1 protein-coding gene (cut by a window edge) is annotated in these 25,214 nt (G+C 73.4%); it reads right to left on the bottom strand.

Annotated elements, in window-relative coordinates; genetic code table 11:
• On the bottom strand, positions 1-25,214 hold the 3' portion of the coding sequence (locus ON30_RS23975) for a non-ribosomal peptide synthetase (protein ID WP_040710405.1). It continues 40 nt past the right edge of the window; 25,214 of the gene's 25,254 nt are visible here — the last part of the coding sequence; its start codon lies beyond the right edge, outside the window; its stop codon occupies positions 1-3.

The raw sequence follows: 25,214 nt of genomic DNA on the forward strand, positions 1-25,214 counted from the left end.
TCAGTGGCGCGTCGCGCGGTCCCGTAGGGCGGTCAGGACGTGGCCGATGCGCGCGAGCGCGGCGTCGGAGGTCATCCGCCAGTGGGTCGCCTCGACGGCGTGGTTGTGCACGGTGCCGTCCACCGCGTCGGCCCAACTCGCCGCGCCGGTCGCGCCGGTGGGATCGTCCGGTGCCGCGGTGAAGTACACGAGATTTCCCTTGAACGGGCGCGGCCGGTACCGGGCGATGAGCCCGAGCGAGCGGGTGCCCGCGTCGAGCAGGCGGGTGAGCCGCTCCGCGCCGAACGAGGCGAACGGTTCGGGCAGGTCGTCCAGGTGCTCGAGCAACCGCGCGGCCTCGGCCGTCGCGGGCAGGACCTCGATCCGGTCACCGAGCAGGCCGCCGACCAGGTCGGCCAGCGGGACGGCCGTGTCCGCGAGGTCCGTGTCGGGGAGGACGCGCGGGCTGTCCATCATGGCCAGCGTCGCGACGTGGTGTCCCTGCTCCTGGAGGCGGACGGCGACGGCGTGCGCGAGCACGCCGCCCAGCGACCAGCCGAGCAGGTGGTACGGGCCCTCGGGTTGGACCGCGCGGATCTCCTCGACGTAGCGCGCGGCCCAGTCCTCGATCGACTCCGGCAGCGCCGCCGCCGAGTTCAGCACCGGCGACTGGAGGCCGTAGAGCGGGCGGTCGGTGTCCAGGTGCGCGGCCAGGCCGGCGAAGGACCAGGCCACACCGCCCGCAGGCGACAGGCAGAACAGCGGCGCGCCCGTGCCGCCGCGCCGCAGCGGCAGCAGCACCTCGAAGGCGGCCTCGACCTCGACCCGGCCGCGTCCGGCGCGCGCCGCGTCGGCCTGTGCGAGCAGGCCCGCGGGAGTCGGCGCGGCGAACAGCCACATCACCGGAACCCGTTCGCCCAGTTCGGCGCTCAATCGGGTCGCCAACCGGGTGCCCAGCAGCGAGTTGCCGCCGTGCTCGAAGAAGTTGTCGTCCAGGCCGATCCGCGTGCGGCCGAGCACCTCGGCGAAGACCGCGCAGACCGTCCGCTCGGCTTCGGACTCCGGCGCGCGGTAGGCGCGGGTGTCCAGGTCGGGCCGCGGTAGGGCCGCCCGGTCCACTTTGCCGTTGGCGTTGCGCGGCAGCGCGTCCAGGCGCACGAGCACCGCGGGCACCAGATAGCTGGGCAGGGTTTCGGCCAGTTCGGCGCGCAGCGCGTCGGTGTCCAGGTCCGAGGTCCCCGCGACATAGCCGACCAACCGCGCGTTCTCGCCGTTGCCGTGCGCGAGGACGAGAGCGTCGGCGACGCCGGGACGCCCGCGCAGGGCGTGCTCGACCTCGCCGGGTTCGATCCGGTAGCCGCGCACCTTGACCTGGAAGTCCCGGCGCTCGACGTACTCGAGATCGCCGTCGGCCGACCAGCGCACCAGGTCGCCGGTGCGGTAGAGGCGCGCGCCCGGCGCGCCGAACGGGTCGGCGACGAAGCGTTCCGCGCTCAGGTCGGCGCGGCCCAGGTAGCCGCGGGCCAGTTGCGCGCCGCCCAGGTACAGCTCACCGGTGACGCCCGCGGGCACCGGACGCAACCGGTCGTCCAGGACGTAGACGGTGTTGCCCGCCTGCACCCGGCCGATCGGGACGACCGCGCGGCGCGGTCCGTCGCCGTCGGTGCGGAACCGGGTCACCGAGACCGCGGCCTCGGTGGGGCCGTACAGGTTGTCGATCCGGGCGGAGGTGGCCGCGACGGCGCGGTCCAGGGTCGCGGCGGGCAGGGCCTCGCCGATGACCAGCACGCGGCGCAGGGTCGCGGGCAGCCGTCCCGATCCGGTGACCTCGGTGAGCATCGCGAGCAGCGACGGCACCAGGGTGACGGTGGTGACCCCGCGCCCGGCGATCAGCGCGAGCAACGCCTCGGGATCGCGCTGCGCCCCGGAGGGGGCGAGCACGAGTCTCGCCCCGGTGCGCGACGCCCACCAGAACTCCCACACCGACAGGTCGAAGGCGGCCGAGGTCATCAGCAGCGCGGCGTCGGTGTCGCCGAGGCGGTACTCCGACTGCATCCAGGACAGCTGGTGGGTCACCGCCGCGTGCGGGACCGCGACACCCTTGGGCGTGCCGGTGGACCCGGAGGTGAAGATGACGTAGGCCAGCGACGCCCCGGTCAGCGGGGACAGCCGTTCGTCCTGGCGGACCGGTTCCGGGGAGATCGCCGGGTCGACTGCGGTGACGTCGAGGACCGTGTCCTCGGGTACCGGCGGGCGCATGGGTCGTCGCGCCGAGGTGAGCACCAGTCGGGGTGCGGCCGCGGCGAGGACCGCGGTGGTGCGTTCCAGCGGGTGCGCCGGGTCCAGCGGGACGTAGGCCCCGCCCGCGGTGACCACCGCGTACATCGCGACCAGCAGGTCGACACTACGCGGAACGGCCAGCGCCACCAGGGTGTCCGGGCCGACGCCGCGCCCGATCAGCACCCGCGCCAGCCGGTTGACCCGCGCCGCGAACTCCCCGTAGGTGAGTTCCTCGTCCCCGTCGACCACCGCGACGGCGTTCGGCGTGGCGGCGGCCTGCGCGGCGAAACCGTCGGGCAGCGTGCCCGTTTCGAGGACGCGGTCCGGCAGGTTCCAGGTGCGCGTGACGCGCTGGGCCTCGGTGGCCTCCAGCAGCGGCAGATCACCCACGGGTGTGCCCGGCGCGGCGCAGATCCCGGCGAGCAGGCGCTGCAACCGGCCCGCGAAACCGGCGACGGTGGTCTCGTCGAACAGCGCGGTGGCGTAGGCGAGCGAGGCCGCGAGACCGGCGGGCGCGCCGTCGGCGTCGTAGCGGTCGGTGACCACCAGGTGCAGGTCGAACTGGGAGACCTCCGACTCGAAATCGACGGCGGCGGCAGCCGATCCGTCCAGCGCGAAGGCCGCCTCGGCCTGGTTGTGGAAGGAGAAACCGACCTGGAACAGCGGATGCCGCGCGGTCGAGCGCTCCGGGTTGAGGACTTCGACCAGGCGCTCGAACGGCACGTCGGCGTGCGAGAACGCCGCAAGATCGGCCTCGCGGACGTGCTCGAGCAGGTGCCGGAAATCCTGGTCCGCGCGCACGTCGGCGCGCAGCACCAGGGTGTTGACGAACATGCCGATCACGTCGTCCAAGGCGGCGTCGCCGCGACCGGCCACCGGGGTGCCCACGGCGATGTCGGAGGTGCCCGACAGCCGGGCCAGCAGCAGCGCGAACGCGGCGTGCACGACCATGAACAGCGTCGCTCCCCCGGACCGGGCGAGTTCGACCAACGCGGCGTGATCGCTAGCCTCGACGGTGAAATCGACGTGACCGCCGCGGGTGGACACGACCGCCGGACGCGGCCGGTCCGCGGGCAGGTCCAGTTGCGCGGGCAGATCGGCCAGTGTCGCGGTCCAGAAGTCCAGTTGCCGGCGGATCAGCGAATCCGGGTCGTCCTCCGCGCCGAGCAGCGCGCGCTGCCACAGGCTGTAGTCGGCGTACTGCACCGGCAGCGGCGACCAGTCCGGCGGCGTGCCGCGCAGTCGGGCCGCGTAGGCGGTCATCACGTCGCGGGCCAGCGGCACGAGCGAGGACCCGTCGGCGGCGATGTGGTGCACGACCACGACCAGCACGTGATCGGCCGCCGGGCGGTCGGTCTCGTCGGTCGGGGCGAACAGTCGGGCGCGCAACGGCACGGATTCGGCGACGTCGAAGCCCGCGCCGACGAAATCGGCGACGGCGGTGGGCAGGTCGTCGGCGGGGACCGGAACCGGCGCGAGGACGGGGGTGCCCGCGTCCTCGGGCCGCAGCACCACTTGCACCGGACCGGATTCGCCGGACGGGTAGACGGTGCGCAGGACCTCGTGACGGGCCACCACGTCCGCGACGGCCGCGTTCAGCGCGTCGACGTCGAGTCCGGTCAGGCGCACCGCGAGCGGGATGTTGTAGGCGGTGGACTGGCGGTCGAGGCGGTTGAGGAACCACATGCGCTGCTGGGCCAGCGACAGCGGGACCGGACCGGTCCCGGTGCGCGGGGCCAGGACCGGACGCGCGTCGCCCGCTCCCGCGCCGACGGCGGCGGCCAGCGCGGCGACGGCGCCGTGCTCGAACACCGCGCGCACGCCGACCACGACGCCCAGCGCCGCGCCGAGGCGGGCCGAGAGTTGCGTGGCGGTCAGCGAATTGCCGCCGAGGGCGAAGAAATCGTCGGCGCGGCCGACGCGCGCGTCCTCGGGCAGGCCGAGGACCTCGGCGAAGATCCGGGCCACCGTCCGTTCGGCCGCGGTGGCGGGCGCCTGGAACTCGGCGGTGCGGAAGACCGGTTCCGGCAGCGCTTTCCGGTCGAGTTTGCCGACCGGGGTGAGCGGAAGGGCGTCGAGCACGGTGACCGCGGCGGGCACCATGTAGGCGGTCAGCGAGCGACCGGCGAAGCTCAGCAGATCGTCCACGTCGACGCTCGCGCCGTCGACGGGCACCACGTAGGCGACCAGGGCCACGACGCCGTTGGCGTCGGTGTGGCCGACGGTCACCGCGTGGTCGACGGCGGGATGGGCGTTGAGCGCGGCGTCGATCTCGCCGAGTTCCACGCGCAGACCGCGCACCTTGACCTGCTGGTCGGAGCGGCCGACGTACTGGACAGCCCCCGCGGCGGTCCAGCGCACCAGGTCACCGGTGCGGTAGAGGCGTCCGCCCGCCGGGCCGTACGGGTCGGCGACGAAGCGCTGCGCCGAGAGTCCGGGCCGGGCGTGGTAGCCGCGGGCCAGACCGGGACCGCGCAGATACAGCTCACCGGTCACACCCACCGGGACCGGACGCAGTCCCGTGTCGAGCACCACGGCGGACATGCCGTGGATGGGCGTGCCGATGTCGAAATCGGCGTCGGGGCGCAGCGGTGCGCTGATCGTGGTGATGATGGTGGTCTCGGTCGGCCCGTAGGTGTTGTGGAACGCGCGGCCGGGAGCCCAGCGCCGCACCAGATCCGGGCCGTACGCCTCGCCGCCGACGGTCAGGTGCGCGAACTCGGGCAGCACCGTCGGGTCGAGGGTCTGCACCACCGCCGGGGTGAGGAAGGCGTGGGTGACGCGGCGGTCGCGGATCAGCGCGGTCAGTTCCGCGCCGCCGTAGCAACCCGACGGCGCGACGACCAGCGCCGCGCCCGCCGCGAGGGCGAGCAGGTACTCCAACATGGAGGCGTCGAAGCTGGGCGAGGCCACGTGCAGGACCCGCGAGGCGGCGGTGACCGCGTACCGGTCCCGTTGCGCCAGCGCCACACCCGCGATGCCGGTGTGCGTCGCCACGACGCCCTTGGGCAGGCCGGTCGACCCGGAGGTGTAGATCATCCAGGCCGGGTTGTGCACTCGGACCGGACGGACCAGTTCGCCGGGCGAGAGCGGCGCGGCGCTGTGGCGGCGCAGGCGGGCCGTGGTGGTCTCGGCGTCGAGCACGGTCCACTCGACGTCGTCGGGCAGGTTCGGTCGGGCGGCGGCGGTCGTCAGGCCCAGTGCCGCACCGGAATCGGTGAGCATGTGGGTGATGCGCTCGGCCGGATGGTCCGGGTCCACCGGGACGAAGGCCGCCCCGGTGCGGGTCACCGCCCAGACGGCGAGCACCGAATACAGGCCGCGGTCGATCGCCACGGCGACGACGTCCTCCGCGCCGACGCCCGCCCCGAGGAGCAGGCGCGCCAAGCGCGCGGACCGCTCGTCGAGTTCGCGGTAGGTCAGCGTGTGCTCGCCCGCCAGGACCGCGGGGCCGTCCGGGTTGGCGGCCACCGCGGCGGCCATGAGGTCGGCCAAGGTGAGCGGGGCGGGCGCGGCCGGGCCGCGCCGTGACAGCAGTTCGTCGCGCTCGGCCGGCGCGAGCAGATCCGCCGCGCCGACCGGTGCGGCCGGGTCGGCGGTGAGCGCGCCGAGCAGTCTGCCGAAGCGCCGCAGCAGGGCAGCGGCGGTGTCGGCGTCGTAGAGATCGGTCGCGTAGTCCAGTTCGACGCCGAGATGGCCGTCGTCGTCGGGGGTTCCGGCGACGGTGAACTGGAGGTCGAAGCGGGCCACCGCCTCCTCGAAGGCGACCGGCGCGAGATCCAGGCCGGGCAGCGAGAAGGTGTCCGCGCCGGTGTCCAGGTAGCTCAGGGCCACGGTGAACAGCGGGTGCCGGGCCAGCGAGGTCGGCACGCCCAGGTCCTCCACCACCTTCTCGAACGGGACAGCGGCGTGGGCGAAGGCGGCCAGATCGGCGGCCTTGGCGCGCGCCAGCAGGTCGTGGAAGTCACGGCGCGGGTCGGTCTCGACGCGCAGGACCACGGTGTTGACGAACATGCCGACCAGATCGTCCAGCGCCGCCGCGCCGCGACCGGCCACGGGCGTGCCGACGGCGATGTCGGTGGTCCCGGACAGCCGGGCCAACAGCACCGACAGCGCCGCGTGCACGACCATGAACGGCGTGACGCCCGCGCGCGCGGCCAACTCGCGCACCCGCCGGCCGACTCCGCCGCCGATCCGCGCGCGGACCGTGCCGCCGTGCTTGCTCGCCACCGCCGGGCGCGGGCGGTCGGCGGGCAGCGCGATCTCCTCGGGCAACTCGCGCAGGGTCTCGCGCCAGAACTCCAGGTGTGCGCGTTCGACTTCGGCGACCTCGCGGACCTGCCACAGCGCGTAGTCGGCGTACTGGGCGGCCAACCGCGGCCACGCCGGTTTCGCCCCCAGCATCCGGGACAGGTACGCGGCGAGCAGGTCGCGCAGCAACGGGGTCATCGAATAGCCGTCGGCGGCGATGTGGTGCACCGCCGCGACCAGCACGTGGTCCTCGGCGGCGACCCGCAGCAGCACCGCGCGCACCGGCACCTCGCCGGTGACGTCGAAGCCCGCGCCGAGGATCTCGGCGATCCTGGCGTGCAGGCCGTCCTCGGACACCGATTCCAGGCCAAGGCGCACCGGGGCCGGCTCGGCGGGCAGGATCACCTGCCGCCCCACGCCGTTCGCGTCGGCGGGATAGGTGGTGCGCAGGACCTCGTGCCGGGCGACGACGTCGGCGAAACCGGCGGCGAGGGCGACCTCGTCCAGTTCGCCGCGCAGGCGCAGCGCGACCGGGATGTTGTGCGCGGCCGAGGCGGGGTCGAGCCGGTTGAGCAGCCACATGCCGTGCTGCACCGGGGCCAGCGGCACGACCTCCGGGCGCGGTCCCGCGATCAGCGGCACCACGGCGGCGGACGCGTCCGCCTCGGCGGTCAGCGCCACGGCCAGCGCGCGCACCACGGGCGTCTCGAACAGCATCCGCACCGCGACGCGGCGGCCGAGCAGTTCGCCCAGGCGGGCGGCGACCCTGGTCGCGCTCAGCGAGTTGCCGCCCAGGGCGAAGAAGTCGTCGTCCAGGCCGATCCGACCGCCGAGCACCGCCTCGAAGGCGGCCGCGACCAGTCGTTCGGCCGGGGTGACCGGGGCCAGGTAGGCGACGCGGTCGAAGACCGGTTCGGGCAGCGCGGCGCGGTCGAGCTTGCCGGAGGCGTTGAGCGGGAACTCCGCCAGCAAGACCAGCGCCGAGGGCACCATGTAGGACGGCAGCGCGGCCGCGGCGGCTCGCAGGACGCGGTCGCGGTCGAGATCCGCGCCCGGACGCGGGGTCAGGTAGCCGACCAGGTGTTCCCCGGCGGCGGTGGCGACCACCCGCGCCGCGGCCTGCGCGACCTCGGTGGCCCCGGCCAGCACGGCCTCGATCTCGCCGAGTTCGATGCGCTGGCCGCGGAACTTCACCTGGAAGTCGGTGCGGCCCAGGTAGACCAGTTCCGCGCTGGAATCCGAGGTGTCCCAGCGGACCAGGTCGCCGGTGCGGTACATGCGCTCGCCGGGCTGCCCGAAGGGATTGGCCACGAACCGGTCCGCGGTCAGGTCGGGACGGTCCTGGTAGCCGCGCGCCAACTGAACGCCCGCCAGGTACAGCTCGCCCGCGACACCGGGCAACGTCGGGCGCAGCCGCGAATCCAGCACGTAGACGCGGCTGTTCCACTCGGGGTTGCCGATCGGCATGACGGCGCGCTCGGTCTCGTCGGTGACGTCGCGGTAGGTGATGCTGACCGCGGCCTCGGTCGGCCCGTACAGGTTGTGCAGCCGCGCCGAACTCACCGCGCGGAACGCACGCACGGTCTCGGCGGGCAGCGCCTCGCCGATGACGAACACCGTGCGCAGCGAGGTGAGCGCGGCGGCGAGGTCGGCCGCGGCGACGTGTCCGGCGAACACCGTGAGCATCGACGGCACGAAATCGGTGACGGTGACGCCGTATCCGCCGATCACCTCGGCCAGGTAGCCGGGGTCGCGGTGCCCGTCGGGGGTGGCCAGCACCAGGGTCGCGCCGACCCGCAGCGGCAGGAACCAGCCCCACAGCGACACGTCGAAGGTGGTGGCGGTCTTCTGCAGGTAGACGTCGTCGGCGTCGAGCCGGTACTGCGCCTGCATCCAGGTCATCTGGTTGACGATCGCGGCGTGCGAGACGCTGACGCCCTTGGGTTTTCCGGTGGAACCGGAGGTGAAGATGACGTAGGCGGGGTGGTCGGGGTGCACGGGCGCGCGACGTTCCTCGACGGCGATCGGCCCGTCGTCGTGGCCCGCGAGGTCGACGGCGTCGACCGCGACGACCGGTCCGGTGAAGCCGAAGGCGTCGCCGTCGGCGGCGGTCAGCAGGGCGACGGGACGGGCGGTGTCGAGGATGTGGGCGATGCGCTGCCCCGGGTGGTCCGGGTCGATCGGGACGTAGGCCCCGCCGGCCTTGAGCACCGCGTAGATCGCGGTCACCAGGTCGGTCGAGCGCCGGATGGCAAGGGCCACCAGGGATTCCGGGCCGACGCCCAGGTCGATCAGGTGGCGCGCGAGGCGGTTGGTGCGACGGTCCAGTTCGCCGTAGCTGAGCACGGTGCTCGGGCCGTGCTCGGGGACGTAGACCACGGCCGGGTCCTCGGGAGTCGCCGCGGCCTGGGCCTCGAATTCGTCCAGCAGCATCTCGGCGACGTACGCGGTGTGCGCGGAGTCGTTCCACACCCGCACGACGCGGTCCAACTCCCCCGCGCCGAACAGATCGACATCGCCGACGATCAGCGCCGGATCGGCGGTGACCGCCGTGAGCAAGCGGGTGAAGCGCGCGCCGAAGCCCGCGACGGTGGCGCGGTCGAACAGGTCGGTGGCGTAGCCGAAGCGCAGCGTGTCGTCGGTGACGGTCAGTTGCAGGTCGAAGCGGCTGGTCTCGTGGTCGACGGCGTATTCGTCGAGTCCGAGTCCGTCCATGCGCATTCCGGTGGCGGCGAGGTTCTGGAAGAACAGCGCGACCTGGAACAGCGGGTGGCGGGCCTGCGAGCGCGGCGGGTCGAGGACCTCGACCAACCGCTCGAACGGCGTCTCGGCGTTGGCGAAGGCGTCCAGGTCGGTCTCGCGGACCCGGCCCAGCACCTCGGCGAAGCTCTCCGCGCCGGTCACCTCGACGCGCAGCACCAGGGTGTTGACGAACATGCCGACCAGATCATCGAGCGCGGCCGCGCCGCGACCGGCCACGGGAGCGCCGACGGCGATGTCCGAGGTGCCCGAGAGTCGGGCCAGCAGTACCGCGAACGCGGCGTGCACCACCATGAACGGGGTGGCCTCGTGGCGGGCGGCGACGGCGTCGATCGCGCGGCGCAGCCCTTCCGGCAGCGGTACGGTCACCGACTCCGCCGCGTGCGTGGCGACGGCGGGGCGCGGGCGGTCGGCGGGCAGGTCGAGTTGGGCGGGCAGACCGCGCAGTGCCCGCCGCCAGTAGTCGAGTTGACGGGCGGCCAGGGACTGCGGATCGGTCTCCGCGCCGAGCAGTTCGCGCTGCCACAGCGCGTAGTCGGCGTACTGGACCGGCAGCGGCGACCAGTCCGGCGCGGAACCGGCCGCCCGGGCCGCGTAGGCGGTGGCGATGTCGCGCGCCAGCGGTCCCATCGAATAGCCGTCGGCGGCGATGTGGTGCACGACCAGCGCGAGCACGTGGTCCTCGGGCGCGAGGCGGGCCAGGCCGACCCGCAGCGGCACCTCGGCGGTGACGTCGAACGGGGCGGCGACGAAATCGGCCAGCGCTTCCCGCGGGCGGGCGCCGTCGAGTGCGGTGATCCGCGGTGCGGCGGGGTCCAGGACGCGCTGGTGGCCGGTGCCGTCACGGTCCGGGTAGACGGTGCGCAGGGTTTCGTGCCGGGCGACGACGTCGGCCAGTGCCGCGGTGAGCGCGGTTTCGTCCAGCGCCCCCGTCAGCCGGACAGCGACGGGAATGTTGTTGACGGTGTCGTTCGGGTCGAACCGGTTCAGGAACCACATGCGCCGCTGAGCGGGCGAGAGCGGGATCGACTCCGGGCGCGGACCGGCGGTGAGCGCGGTGCGCGGTCCGTCGGCGCGGGCGACCCGCGCGGCCAGCGCGGCCACGGTGGGCGCGTCGAACAGCATCCGCACCGGGATGTCCCCGCACAGTTCGGCGCTCAGGCGTGCGGCCAACCGGGTCGCGATCAGCGAATTGCCGCCGAGGGCGAAGAAATCGTCGTCCAGGCCGACGCGGTCCAGACCGAGCAGATCGGCCATCACGGCGGCCACGATCCGTTCGGCGTCGGTCTCCGGCGCGCGGTAGGCGGCGGTCTCGACGGGCGGTTCGGGCAGCGCGCGGCGGTCCAGTTTGCCCGAGGCGTTTACGGGCAGGTCGGGCAGCACGACGAAGGCGGCGGGCACCATGTAGGCGGGCAACCGGTCGGCGAGCGCGGCGCGCAGGCGGGGTGTGTCGATCGCCGCGCCGACCAGGTAGGCGACGAGTCGTTCCCCGACCCGTTCGTCGGCGCGCAGCACCACCACGGCCTGGTCGACCGCGGCGTCGGCGGTCAGCGCGGCCTCGATCTCGCCGAGTTCGATCCGCAGGCCGCGCAACTTCACCTGGAAATCGGTGCGGCCCAGGTAGTCCAGTTCGCCGTCCGGCCGCCAGACGACCAGGTCGCCGGTGCGGTACATGCGCGCGCCGGGCCTACCGTACGGATCGGCGACGAAGCGGTCGGCGGTCAGATCCGGGCGGCCGACGTAACCGAGGGCCACCTGCGCGCCCGCCAGGTACAGCTCGCCGGGCACCCCGACCGGCACCGGGCGCAGGCGCGTGTCCAGCACCAGCAGGCGGGTGTTGAACACCGGACGCCCGATCGGCACCGTGACGGTGTCGGCGTCGGTGACCTCGTGGAAGGTGACGTCCACCGCCGCCTCGGTGGGGCCGTACAGGTTGTGCACGCGCGCACCGGTCAGTGCCCGCGCGCGCTGGGCGACGGGCGCGGGCAGCGCCTCGCCCGAGGCGAACACGCGCCGCAGCGAACCGCACCGCGCCGCCGCCGGTTCGGCCACGAAGGCCGCCAGCATGGCCGGGACGAAATGCACGGTGGTGACGGATTCGGTGGCGATCAGCGCGGCCAGGTAGGCCGGGTCGCGGTGGCCGTCGTGGCTCGCCAGCACCAGGCGCGCGCCGACCTGCAAGGGCCAGAAGAACTCCCACACCGACACGTCGAAGGTCGCGGGCGTCTTCTGCAACACCGTGTCCGCCGGGCGCAGGGCATAGCGGTCCTGCATCCACAGCAGTCGGTTGACGATGGCGGCGTGCGAGACGGCCACGCCCTTCGGGCGGCCGGTGGACCCGGAGGTGAAGATGACGTAGGCCGGGTGACCCGGTCGGGGGTCGCCGAGACGGTCGACCGCGCGCAGCGGATCGCTCGGGTACCGGTCCAGGTCTAGACGGTCCACGCGCACCTGCCGCACGGCGGCGGTGTCCAGATCCAGGCCGGAGGTCAACGCGCACACCGGTTTCGCGGTGCGCAGCACGTGGTCGATCCGCTCGGCCGGGTGGTCGGGGTCGAGCGGGACGTACGCGCCGCCCGCCGCGAGGATCGCGTACATGGCGACGACCTGGTCGATCGAGCGGCGCATGCCGAGTGCCACCAGCGAGTCGGGGCCCACACCCTGATCCACCAGCCACCGCGCCAACCGCCGCGCGCGGGCGGCGAATTCGGCGTAGGTGAGGGTGTGGCCGTCCTGGGTCAGGGCGGGCGCGTCGGGGGTGCGCGCGGCCTGTGCCTCGAACAGCGAGACCAAGGTGTGCTCACCGGGCAGGGCCCGAGCGGTGTCGTTCCAGCGGTCCAGGACCAGGGTGCGCTCGGCCGGGTCGAGCCATTCGATGTCGCCGACCGCGACGCGCGGATCGGCGGTGGCCGCCTCCAGGACGCGCAGCAGTCGCGCGGCGTAGGTGTGCGCGGTGGCCGCGTCGAACAGATCGGTGGCGTAGCGCAGCACGCCGCGCAGCGCGGACCCGGCGTCGGTGCCGTATTCGGTGAGTTCCAGGGCCAGGTCGAACTGGGCGATGCCGCTGTCGATCGGGTAGCCGCTGACCTCGAGGTCACCCAGGCTCAGCACGGTGTCGTCACGGTGCTCGAAGGTGAGCAGGGTCTGCACGATCGGCGAATGCGCCTGCGAGCGGACCGGGTTCAGCTCCTCGACCAGTCGCTCGAAGGGCAGTTCGGCGTGTCCGAAGGCGCGCACGTCGACCGCGCGCACCTCGGCCAGCAGATCGGCGAAGCTGTCCCCGGCGCGCACGGCGGTGCGCAGCACCAGCGTGTTGACGAACATGCCGACCAGGTCGTCGAGGGCCTGTTCGGCGCGGCCCGCCACCGGGGTGCCGATGGCGATGTCCTCGGTGCGGGCCGAGCGCGAGAGCAGCGCGGCGTAGGCGGCGTGCACCACCATGAACAGCGAGACGCCGTGCGCGCGGGCCAACTCGCCCGCCGCCGCGACCAAGTCCTCGGGCACGGTGAACTCGACCATGGCGCCACGGCCGCTCGCGACCGGCGGACGCGGGCGGTCGGCCGGCAGTTCCAGCACCGGGGCGAGTCCGGCCAATTCGGTGCGCCAGTGCGTGATGCGCTGGGACAGCAGCGAATCCGGGTCGTCGGCGGAACCGAGTACCGCGTGCTGCCACAGCGCGACGTCGGGGTACTGCACCGGCAGCGGCGTCCACTCGGGCGCGGTCTCCCGCACGCGGGCCTCGTAGGCGACCATCAGGTCACGGGCCAGCGGACCGGTGGACACGCCGTCGGCGGCGATGTGGTGCACGACCACCACCAGTACGTGCTCGCGCGGGTGCACCCGCAGCAGATGCGCGCGCACGGGCATCCGGGTGCGCAGGTCGAAGCCGTCGCCGGTCAGGCGGACGACGGTGTCGAGCAGGTTCGCCGCCTCGACGTCGAGCACCGGCAACGGCGGATTCGGCGCGGCCGCACCGGACAGCACCACTTGGTGCGGGCCCTCGGCGTCGGACGGGAAGATCGTGCGCAGCGATTCGTGGCGGGTCACCACGTCACCGATGGCCGCGCGCAGCGCCGCCGGGTCGAGCGCGCCCGCGAGGCGGATGGTGATCGGGATGTTGTAGGCCGCCGACTCCGGTTCCAGCCGGTTGAGCAGCCAGATCCGCTGCTGGGCGGGCGAGAGCGGGATGCGGGCCGGGCGCGGCCCGGCGACCAGCGGAGGCGTCGCGCGCACCTCCCCCGCGGCCGAATCGCGTACCCGCGGGGCCAGTTCGGCCACGGTCGGGGCCTCGAAGATCTCGCGCACGGTCAGCGCGGACCCGAACGCCGCGTTGGCGCGGGCGACCAGGCGCATCGCCAGCAGCGAATTGCCGCCGCGCGCGAAGAAGTCGTCGTCCGCGCCGAGCGCGGAATTCGGCGCGATCAGGTCGGTGATCAGCGCCGCCAGCACCGATTCGACGCCTTCGCTCGGCGCGCGGAAGACGGTGCTCGCGCCGGTGAACTCGACGGCGGGCAGCGCGGCGCGGTTCAGCTTGCCGACCGTGGTCAGCGGCATCCGATCCAGGACGACCAGGTGGGCGGGCACCATGTAGCCGGGCAGGCGACCGCGCACCGCGACGAGGACGTCCGCGGCGACCAGATCGGTCCCGCTGACGTAGCCGACCAGGTTGTCCGTGCCCGCAGAGTCGGCGGCCAACACGACGGCGGCGTTGGCAACACCGGCCACCGCTGTCAGCGCGGCCTCGATCTCGCCGAGTTCGACGCGCTGACCGCGCAACTTCACCTGGAAGTCGTTGCGGCCCAGATAGACCAGATCGCCGTCACGATTCCACTTGACCAGGTCGCCGGTGCGGTACATGACCCGGCCCGGCACGCCGAACGGGTCCGCGACGAAGCGTTCGGCGCTCAGCCCGGGACGCCCTTGGTAGCCGCGGGCGAGTTGGTCGCCCGCGAGGTACAACTCGCCCGCGACGCCGATCGGGACCGGGCGCAGCCGCCCGTCCAGGACGTAGGCGCGGGTGTTCCAGCAGGCCCGCCCGATCGGGACCTCCAGCGCGGAATCCGCGCCGGCGGCATCGAATTCGTGGAAGATCACGGTGATCGCGGCCTCGGTGGGGCCGTAGGTGTTGTGCACCGCGCCGCCGACGTGGGCGCGCAGGGCGGCCACCAGGTCGGGGGTCAGCGCCTCGCCGCCGGAGTGCAGGTGCCGCAGCGAGGCGAGCGCGTCGCCCATGCCCTCGCCGATCAGCGCCGCCAGCACCGACGGCACGAATTCGGCGAAGGTGATCCGATGTTCGCGCAGCAGGTCGGCGAGGTAGGCCAGGTCCTGATGGCCGCTGGGGCGGGCGATCACCAGCGGTGCGCCCACGGCGACCGGCAGGAACAGTTCCCACACCGAGACGTCGAAGCTCAGCGGCGCGCGGTGCAGCAGGCGGTCCGCGGCGTTCACCCCGTAGCGGAACTCCAGCCAGCGCAACTGGTTCACGATCGCGCGGTGACTCACCGCGACGCCCTTGGGTCGTCCGGTGGAACCGGAGGTGAACAGCACGTAGGCGGTGTTGTCCGGGCGCAGCGGCGCGCGGCGCTCGGCGGCGGTGAACGGGTGCGCGTCGAGGCCGGACAGGTCCAGGTCGGCCGGATCGACCACCGGCACGTCCCGCGGGGCGGGCAGACGCGCGCCGCCCGCGGTGAGGATCAGCGCCGGTGCGGCGGTATCGATCAGGTGGGCGATGCGGTCGGCCGGGTGCGCCGGATCGATCGGCAGGTAGGCGCCGCCCGCGCGCACGATCGCGTACAGCGCGACCAGCATGTCCGTGCCGCGCAGGGCGGCCAGACCGACGACGGTCTCCGGGCCGACGCCGCGCCCGATCAGCCAGCGCGCCAACCGGTCCACCCGGGCCGTCAGCTCGCCGTAGGTGATGGTGTCGCCCTCGAACCAGGCGGCGACGCCCTCGGGGTCGGCGGCCGTCCGCGTCCTGAGCAGGTCGTCCAGGGTCTGCGCGGGCAGCGGGTGCACGGTGGCGTTGCGATCCGACAGCAGCAGACCGCGTTCGGCCACCGAGAGCAGTTCGACCGCGCCGACCCGGACGCCGGGATCGGCGACCAGGACGCGCAGCACCCGCTCGAAGCGGGCGAGCAGATCCGCGACCGTCTCGGGGTCGAACAGGTCGGTCGCGTAGTGCAGGTGGACATCGATGCCGTCGGGGTCGCCGTCGGCGTCGTAGCGGTCGGTCAGCGTCCAGTCCAGGTCGAGCTGGATCGGGGCGGGACCGGCCTCCAGCACGGCGAAACTCAGCCGGTGCAGCGCGAATTCGGGCTTGGTCTGGTTCTGGAGGGTCAAGCCGACCTGGTAGAGCGGCGCATGCGCCTGCGAGCGCACCGGGTTGAGGGTTTCCACCAGTTGCTCGAAGGGGACCACCGCGTGGTCGAAGGCGGCCAGGTCGGCGGCGCGCACGGTGTCGAGCAGGTCGGCCAGGGTGGCGTCTGGGCGGACCTCGGTGCGCAGCACCAGGGTGTTGACGAACATGCCGACCAACTCGTCCAGCGCTTCGTCGCCGCGGCCTGCCACAGAAGTGCCGATCACCACGTCCCGCGCGCCGCCGAGGCGGCTCAGCAGCACCGCGAGCGCGGTGTGCAGGACCATGAACGGAGTGACGCGGCGGGCGGCGGCCAAGCGGTGCACCTCGCGGTGCAGCGCGGCGTCGAGGTGACCGATCCGCTCGCCGCCGACGTTGCTCGCCACGGCCGGGCGGGGCCGGTCGGCGGGCGGCGAGCAGACCTCCGGCGCACCGGTCAGGCGCTCGGTCCAGTAGCCGAGTTGACGGGCCAGCACCGAGGTCTCGTCCGCGGCGTCGCCCAGGACGGCGCGCTGCCAGAGCGCGAAATCGGCGTACTGCACCGGCAGCGGCGACCAGTGCGGGGCGGTGTTCGCGCAGCGCGCCACGTAGGCGGCGGCCAGATCGCGGGTCAGCGGCGCGAAGGACCACCCGTCGGCGGCGATGTGGTGCACGACGAACAGCAGGACGTGTTCGCGCGGCGCACCCGGTTCGGTCTCGACCCGCAGCAGGCGCACGCGCAGCGGCACCTCCGCGGTCACGTCGAATCCGGCGCCCGCGACGGCGGCGATCAGCGCGGGCAGTTCGCTCTCGCGCACCGAGCGCGGCTCCAACCGGATCGCGGCGGCGTGCGGGGGCAGCACGAACTGCGTCGCCGCGCCGTCGTGCTCCGGGTAGAGGGTGCGCAGGGTCTCGTGCCTGGTGACGAGGTCACCGAGGGCGGCCTCGAGCGCGGGCACGTCCAGTGCACCGGTCAGGCGCAGCGCGAACGGGATGTTGTAGGCGCCGCTGCCGCTGTCGAAACGGTTGAGGAACCACATGCGCCGCTGCGCGATGGACAGCGGGATGGCGGACTCGCGGTCCGCGGCGGTCACCGGCGGCAGCACGGGCACGGCGTCGACGGCGTCGAAGTCCAGGCGCGCGGCCAGTTCCCGCACCGTCGAGGCGTCGAAGATCGCGCGGACCGGCACCTCCGCGCCCGTGGCCTTGCCGAGGCGGGCCGCGAGTTGGGTGGCGACGAGCGAATTGCCGCCCGAGGCGAAGAAGTCGTCGTCCGCGCCGACGCGATCCAAGCCGAGCAGCGCGCCGAAGGTCTCGGCCACCAGGATCTCGGCGCGTCCGGCGGGCGCGCGGAAGCGCACGGCGGCGGCCGCGGGGGCGGGCAGCGCGGGCCGGTCGAGTTTGCCCGAGGCGTTGACCGGGAAGGCGTCCAGCGCGAGGAAGGCCGCGGGCACCATGTAGGAGGGCAGCAGGCGCGCGAGATCGTCGCGCACCTGGTCGATCTCGACGGGGCCGTCTAGCACCAGGTAGGCCACCAACTGGTCGCCGGTGCCGTGGTCGTCGCGCACCAGCACGGCCGCCTGCGCGACGCCGGGCAGGGTGAGCAGCGCGGATTCGATCTCGCCGAGTTCGATCCGCAGGCCGCGCACCTTGACCTGGAAATCGGTGCGGCCCAGAAACTCCAGTTCGCCGGAGCCGTCGGTGCGCCAGGCGACCAGGTCGCCGGAGCGGTACATGCGCGCGCCGCGCGGGCCGAACGGGTCGGCCACGAAGCGGTCGCCGGTCAGGTCGGCGCGACCGAGGTAGCCGCGCGCCAACTGCGCGCCCGCCAGATACAACTCGCCGGGCACACCGGGCGGCACCGGCCGCAGACGCGCGTCGAGCACATAGCAGCGGGTGTTCCATATCGGCCCGCCCAGGGACAGACTCCGCCCCTCGCGCAGATCCTCGGGCGTGACCTCGTGGTGGGACAACTCCACCGCGGTCTCGGTGGGGCCGTAGGTGTTGTGCAGGCGCGCGCCGGTCAGTTCGAGCGCGCGCCGCGCGGTGGCGGCCGGCAGCGTCTCACCGGAGCACTGGATGTGGCGCAGCGAGGGCGCGGACACGTCGTCGGCCAGGAACACCGCCAGCATCGACGGCACGAAATGCGCGACCGTGATCCGCTCGCGGCGGATGAGTTCGGCCAGGTAGACCGGGTCACGGTGACCGTCGGGGCGGGCCAGCACCAGGCGCGCGCCGGTCTGCAACGGCCAGAAGAACTCCGGCACCGACACGTCGAAGGTGACGGGCGTCTTCTGCAACACGGTGTCGGTGTCGTCCAGGGTGACCATGTGCGCCTGACCCCAGCGCAACCGGTTGACGATGCCCTCGTGGGTCATCGCGACGCCCTTGGGCCTGCCGGTGGACCCCGAGGTGAAGATCACGTAGGCGGTGTTGGCGGCGCGCAGCGGGGCGCGGCGGTCGGCGTCGGTGACCGGGTCGCCGCTGTGGCGGTCCAGGTCGAGGCGGTCGACGCGGACCTGCGAGACGGGCAGGTCCAGGTCCGCGCCCGAGGTCAGCACCATCACCGGGATGGCGGTGTCGAGGATGTGGCGGGTGCGTTCGGCCGGGTGGTCGGGGTCCAGCGGCACGTAGCCGCCGCCCGCGATGGTGATCGCGTACATGCCGACGACCAGGTCGATGCCGCGGCGCATCCCCAGCGCGACCAGCGAATCCGGGCCGACGCCGCGCGCGATCAGTTCGCGGGCCAGACGGTTGGCCCGCGCCGAGAGTTCCGCGTAGGTCAGCGTCGTGGTCTCGAAGGTGAGCGCCGGAGCGTCCGGGGTGCGCGCCACCTGGGCGGCGAACAGCGCGGGCAGGGTGCGCGGGCCGTCGAGACGGTGCTCGGTGGCGTTGTAGCCGCGCAGCACCTCGGCGCGTTCGGCGGCGTCGAACACCTCGAGATCACCGACCGCGGTGCTCGGCGCGGCGGCGACGGCGTTCAGGACGCGGCCCAGACGGGTCGCCAGCGCCTCGGCGCGGCGGGCGTCGAACAGGTCGGTGTCGTAGCGCAGCGATCCGGTCAGCGCGCCGGTGGCCGCGTCTTCGTTCAGGATCAGGTGCAGGTCGAATTTGGCGGTGGGGTCCGCGATCTCGACCGGTTCCACGGTGAGCCACGGCAGGTCGACCGCGGGGAAGCGCTGGGCCTGACCGTAGCTGAACATCACCTGGAACAGCGGGTGCGCGCCGGTGCCGCGGTCGACGTCGAGGGCGTCCACGATCTGCTCGAAGGGCAGGTCGGCGTTGGCGAACGCGGCCAGATCGACCTCGGCGACCCCGGCCAGGAATTCGGTGAAGGGCCGCCGCGCGAGGACGGGGGTGCGCAGCGCGAGGGTGTTGACGAACATGCCGACCAGGCCGTCGAGTTCGCGTTCGCCGCGACCGCCGACCGGGGTGCCGACGACGATGTCGGCCGTGCCGCCCGACCGCGCCAGGGTGGCCGCGAATCCGGCGTGCAGCACCATGAACAGGGTCGCGCCCGCCCCTCGCGCCACTTCGCGCAGGGCCGTGACGACGGCGGGTTCGACGGTGAGGTCGACGGTCGCGCCGCGCCGCGTGGGATGCGCGGGACGCGGACGATCGGTCGGGACCGGCAACTCGCCCGGCGCGCCCGCGAGCGCCGCGCGCCAGTGGTTCATCTGGGCGTGGGCCAAGGCGTCGGGATCGTCGGCGGACCCCAGGACGCGGTGCTGCCACACGCTGTAATCCGCGTAGTGGACGGACAGCGGGGCCCAGTCCGGCGCGTGCGAGATCAGGCGGGCGCGGTAGGCGCGCAGCAGGTCGGTGACCAGCGGCGGCATCGACAGCGCGTCGGCGGCGATGTGGTGCACGACGAAGACCAGCACGTGTTCGGGCGTCTGCCCCTCGGTGACAGACAGCAGCGCCACGCGCGCGGGGATCTCCTCGGTGACGTCGAATCCGGCGGCGACGATCGCGATGACGGCGTCGTCCAGTTCGGCGGGCGAGACCGGGGCGGGGACCAGGCTCAGGCCGATCTCGGCGGCGGGCAGGATCGACTGGTAGGGGCCTCGGTCGTCCTGCGGGTAGCGGGTGCGCAGGGATTCGTGCCGCGCGAGGACGTCGAGGACCGCGCGTTCGAGCGCGAGCACGTCGAGCCTGCCGCGCAGGCGCAGGACCACGGGCAGGTTGTAGACGCCGGTGGCCGCTGTCGCCGACTCCTCGGCTTCGAGCCGGTTGAGGAACCACAGGCGCTGCTGGGCCGGGGAGAGCGGAAGCCGTTGCGGCCGAGGCTGTCCCACCAGGTCGACGCGCGCCGCGCCGGTCGGGGCGAGCGCTTGCACCGCCGCCGCGAAACCTTCCACCGTGCCCGCTTCGAACAGCACGCGCACGGGGACGCGCACGTCGAACGCCGCGCCCGCGCGGGCGGTGACCTGGGTGGCGTCGAGCGAACTGCCGCCCAAGGCGAAGAAATCGTCGTCGAGGCCGACCCTGGGCAGTCCGAGGACCTCGGCGAACACGGTGGCGACCGTTCGTTGCGCCGCGGTGACCGGCGCGCGGAACTCCCTGGCGCGCAACACCGGGACCGGCAGGGCCTTGCGATCGAGCTTGCCGCTGGTGTTGAGCGGGAATTCGGGCAGGTCGACCAAGGCCGTGGGCACCATGTAGGCCGGTAGTCGCCGGGTGAGCCCCTCGCGCACGGCGTCGGGGTTCCAGCGGACACCGGGACTCGGCACGACGTAGCCGGCCAAATAGTCGCCGCTCTCGCCCGCGATCAGGCGCACGGCGGCCTGGGCGATGCCGGGTTCGGCCAGCAGCGCGGTCTCGATCTCGGCCAGTTCGACGCGCTGGCCGCGGAATTTGACCTGGAAGTCGACGCGGCCCAAGTAGACCAGTTCGCCGTCCGGGCTCCAGCGCACCAGGTCGCCGGTGCGGTACATGCGCTGACCGGCGCCGAACGGGTTGGCGACGAAGCGGTCCGAGGTCAGGTCGACCCGGCCGTGGTAGCCGCGCGCGAGTTGGTCACCGGCCAGGTACAGCTCGCCCGGCACACCGATCGGGGTGGGGTGCAGGCGCGAATCCAGCACGTAGACCTGCGAATTCCACTCCGGTTCGCCGATCGGGACCAGCGGCGCGTCCGCGGTGGTGACCTCGCGGTAGGTGATCGAGACCGCGGCCTCGGTGGGGCCGTACAGGTTGTGCAGTCCGGCGTCGCTGACCGCGTGGAAGGCGGCCACGGTCTCCGGGGGCAGCGCCTCGCCGATGACGAACACGTCACGCAGGGTGTCCAGTTCGCCGGGTTCGGCGTGCGCGGCGAACACCGCCAGCATCGAGGGTACGAAATCGGTGAGGGTGACGCCGTTGGCGGCGATGACCTCGGCGATGTAGCGCGGATCGCGGTGGCCGTCGGGGGTGGCCAGCAGCAGGGTCGCGCCCGCCCGCAACGGCAGGAAGTACCCCCACAGCGACACGTCGAAGGTGGTGGCGGTCTTCTGGAGGTAGACGTCGCCGCGACCGGGGCGGTACTCGTCGTGCATCCAGGCCAGTTGGTTGGCGATGGCGCGGTGCGAGACGGCCACGCCCTTGGGCTTTCCGGTGGACCCGGAGGTGAAGATCACGTAGGCGGGCTGGTCGGGGTGCGGGGAGGCGCGGCGGTCCCGGTCGGTGATCGCGGACGCCGAGACCTCGGACAGGTCGAGGTCGTCGAGGTGGCGGACCGCGATGTCCGCGGGCGCGGCGAAACCGGAGGTCCGGGTGGTGAGCACCGAATGCGGGCGCGCGGTGTCCAGGATGTGGCCGACGCGCTCGGCCGGGTGCGCCGGGTCGACCGGCACGTACGCGCCGCCCGCGCGCAGCACCGCGTACATGGCCACGACGAGGTCCACCGAGCGCGGCAGGGCCAGCACGACCAGCGATTCCGGCCCGACCCCGTCCGCGATCAGGGCGCGGCCGAGCCGGTTGGCCCGCTCCGACAACTCGGTGTAGGTCAGCGAGGTGCCGTCGGCGGCGATCAGCGCGACCGCGCCCGGTGTGCGCCGCACCTGATTGTCGAAGCCCTCGTGCAGGAACCGGTCGGCGACTTTGTGGCCGCTGGCGTTCCAGCTCGCGGTGACGTAGTCGAGTTCGCCCGCGTCGAGCAGTTCGACATCGCCGACGGCGCGGTCCGGGTCGGCCAGCACCGCGCGCAGCAGACGCACGAATTTGGTGCCGAACTCGTCCACCGTGGCGGCGTCGAACAGGTCGGTGGCGTAGGTGAATTCGGCGCGGTAGCCGGCACCGCCCGCGGTCGGTTCGGAGAAAGTCAGCTGAAGATCGAATTTCGCGAACCCGGGATCGAAATCGACCGGTTCGACGGTGAGTTCCGGCAGTTCCAGCGCGACCGGCGCCATGTTCTGCATGAACAACGCGACCTGGAACAGCGGGTGGCGGGCCTGCGAGCGGGCGGGATCGATGACCTCCACCAACTGCTCGAACGGCACGTCGGCGTGGGCGAAAGCGCGCAGGTCGCGATCGCGGGCGTGGGCGAGCAGCGCGGTGAACGAGGCGGCGGCGTCGACCTCGGTGCGCAGCACCAGGGTGTTGACGAACATGCCGATCAACTCGTCCAGGGCGCGGTCGCCGCGACCGGCGACCGGGGTGCCCACGGCGATGTCGGCGGTGCCGGACAGGCGCGCGAGCAACGCGGCGAGCGCGGCGTGCAGCACCATGAACGGCGTCGCGCCGGTCCGGGCGGCCAAGGCGTCGATCTCGGCACGCAGGTCGGCGTCGATCGCGAATTCGCGGGTCGCGCCCCGATAGGAGGACGCCGCCGGACGCGCGCGGTCGGCGGGCAGGTCGAGTTGGGCGGGCAGGTCGGCCAGTTCGGCGGTCCAGAAACCGAGTTGGGCGGCGGCGAGCGATTCCGGGTCGGCCGCCTCGCCCAGGACCGCGCGCTGCCACAGCGCGTAGTCGGCGTACTGCACCGGCAGCGGCGGCCAGTCGGGGCCGCGACCGAGGCCGCGCGCGGCGTAGGCGGTCAATAGGTCGCGCATCAGCGGTCCCAGCGAGACGCCGTCGGCGGCGATGTGGTGGACCACGAACACCAGCGTGTGGTCGTCGGCGGCGCTGCGCAGCAACCGCACCCGCAGCGGGATCTCCTCGGCCACGTCGAAGCCGCGCGCCGCGGCGGCGGCGACCGCCTCGGCCAGATCGGCCTCGGGCACCGACACCGGGGTCAGGTCGAAGGCGGCGTGCACCGCGCGCACCGACTGCACCGGACCGCCCGGGGTCTGCGGATAGACGGTGCGCAGGATCTCGTGGCGGGCCACCAGATCCGTGACCGCGGCCGCCAGCGCGGCCCGGTCCAGCGGCCCGCGCAACCGCAGCGCGACCGGGATGTTGTCGACCGCGGCGGCGTGCAGATCGCCGCCGGGACCGTCCACGGCCAGCCGATTGAGGAACCACATGCGGCGCTGGGCGGGCGAGAGCGGCACCAGCGCGGGCCGCTCCCCCGCCACCAGCGGCGGACGCGGGGCGGCCGTGCCCGCCGCCGCGGCGACGGCGGCCACCGACGAGTCGTCGAAGAAATCGCGCACGTCCAGGGTGACGCCCAGCGCCGCACCGATCCGGGCCAGCGCGCGGGTCGCCAGCAGCGAATTGCCGCCGAGGGTGAAGAAGTCGTCGTCCGCGCCCACCCGCTCGGCCCCGAGCAGGTCGGCGTAGATGTCGGCGACGGTCCGTTCCGCGGGCGTGCCCGGCGCGCGGTATTCCGCGGCGGCGCTGCCGAAGTCGGGTTCGGGCAGGGCCCGGCGGTCCAGTTTGCCGTTCGCGTTGAGCGGCATGGCGTCCAGGACGACCAGCAGCGACGGCACCATGTATTCGGGCAGGACATCGCGCGCGCTGGCCAGCACGTCCGCTGTGTCGAGCGGGCCGCCCGACCCGACCAGGTAGCCGACCAGGTGGTCGCCGCCCGCGTGCCGGTGCAGGACCACCGCGGCCTGGGCGACCTCGCGGCGACGCAGCAGCGCGGCCTCCACCTCGCCGAGTTCGATGCGCAGACCGCGCAGCTTGACCTGGAAATCGGTGCGGCCCAGGTACTCCAGTTCGGCGGGCCCGCCGTCCACGTCGCTCACCCAGCGCACCAGATCGCCCGTGCGGTACATGCGGTCGCCGGGCGCGCCCTCGGGATTGGCGACGAAGCGGTCCGCGGTCAGTCCGGCCCGCGCGACGTAGCCGCGCGCCAATTGCACACCGGCCAAGTACAACTCGCCCACCACGCCGCTGGGCACCGGGCGCAGCGTGTCGTCCAGCACCAGCAGGTCGGTGTCGTCGGCGGGCGCGCCGATCGGCACGGAGGTGACGTCGGCGGCGGTGACCTCGTGCGCGGTGACGTCCACCGCGGCCTCGGTGGGGCCGTACAGGTTGTGCAGGGTCGCGCCGCTGATGTCGCGGAAGGCGGCGGCGGTCGCGGCGGGCAGCGCCTCGCCCGAGGCGAACACCAGACGCAGCGGTTCGGCGGCGGCCTCCACCCCGGGTTCGGCCACGAATACCGACAGCATCGACGGCACGAAATGCGCGACGGTGACGTTCTTCTCGGCGATCACCCGGGTCAGGTAGGCCGGATCGCGGTGGCCGTCGGGTTCGGCGATGACCAGTCGCGCGCCGACCTGCAACGGCCAGAAGAACTCCCACACCGACACGTCGAAGGTGAACGGGGTCTTCTGCAACACCACGTCGTCGGGGTGCAGCCGGTACATCCGCTGCCGCCAGCGCAGATTCGCCATGATCGCGCGGTGCGCGACGGCCACGCCCTTGGGCCTGCCGGTCGAACCGGAGGTGAAGATCACATAGGCGGTGCTGTCGGCGGAGACCGCGCGGGCGGGCGCGGCGTCGAGCGCGGTCCCGGAGGCGCGGTCGTCGGACTCGAACACGTCGATGTGCAGGAGCGGCACGTCGGCGATCGCCGGTTCGTCGGCGGTGGTGGTCAGCACCAGCGCCGGGTTCGCGGTGTCGAGGATGTGGCCGATGCGCTCGGCGGGGTGATCCGGGTCGATCGGGACGTACGCGCCGCCCGCCTCGAGGATCGCGTACATGCCGACCAGCAGCTCGAAGGACCGCCGCACGGCCAGTCCGACCAGCACGTCGGGGCCGACGCCGAGGGCGCTGAGCCGCCGGGCCAGCGCGGTGACCCTGGTGGCGAATTCGGCGTAGGACAGGGTCCGGCCGCCGAACTCCAGCGCCACGGCGTCGGGGGTGCGGGCCACCTGGCCCGCGAATTCGGTGATCAGCGTCTCGACCGGCGCGAAACTGCCCGCCAGCAGATGTCCCACCGCGTCGAGGGAGTCGTCGAGCAGGCGTTCGAGCACCGCGCCGAGGATGCCCTCGCCCGCGTCGAGCAGGGCGGGCAACTGCGCGGAGATGACCACCGGCACCAGCGCCTCGGGGCCGAGTCCGCCACCCATCGCCTCGTCCAGCGCGGTGATCTCGGCCGCCAGCACGGCGTAGGCGATGCCGACTCCGTCATGGGTCAGCGCGACGCGGTCGGGGGCCACCTCGGCGACCAGGTCGATCAACGCGGGCAGGTCGTCGATGCCGTAGGCACGGCGCAGGGCGCGGTGGTCGCGGGGCGCGGTGT

The organism is Nocardia takedensis NBRC 100417 (assembly GCF_000308695.1).
GTDB lineage: Bacteria > Actinomycetota > Actinomycetes > Mycobacteriales > Mycobacteriaceae > Nocardia > Nocardia takedensis.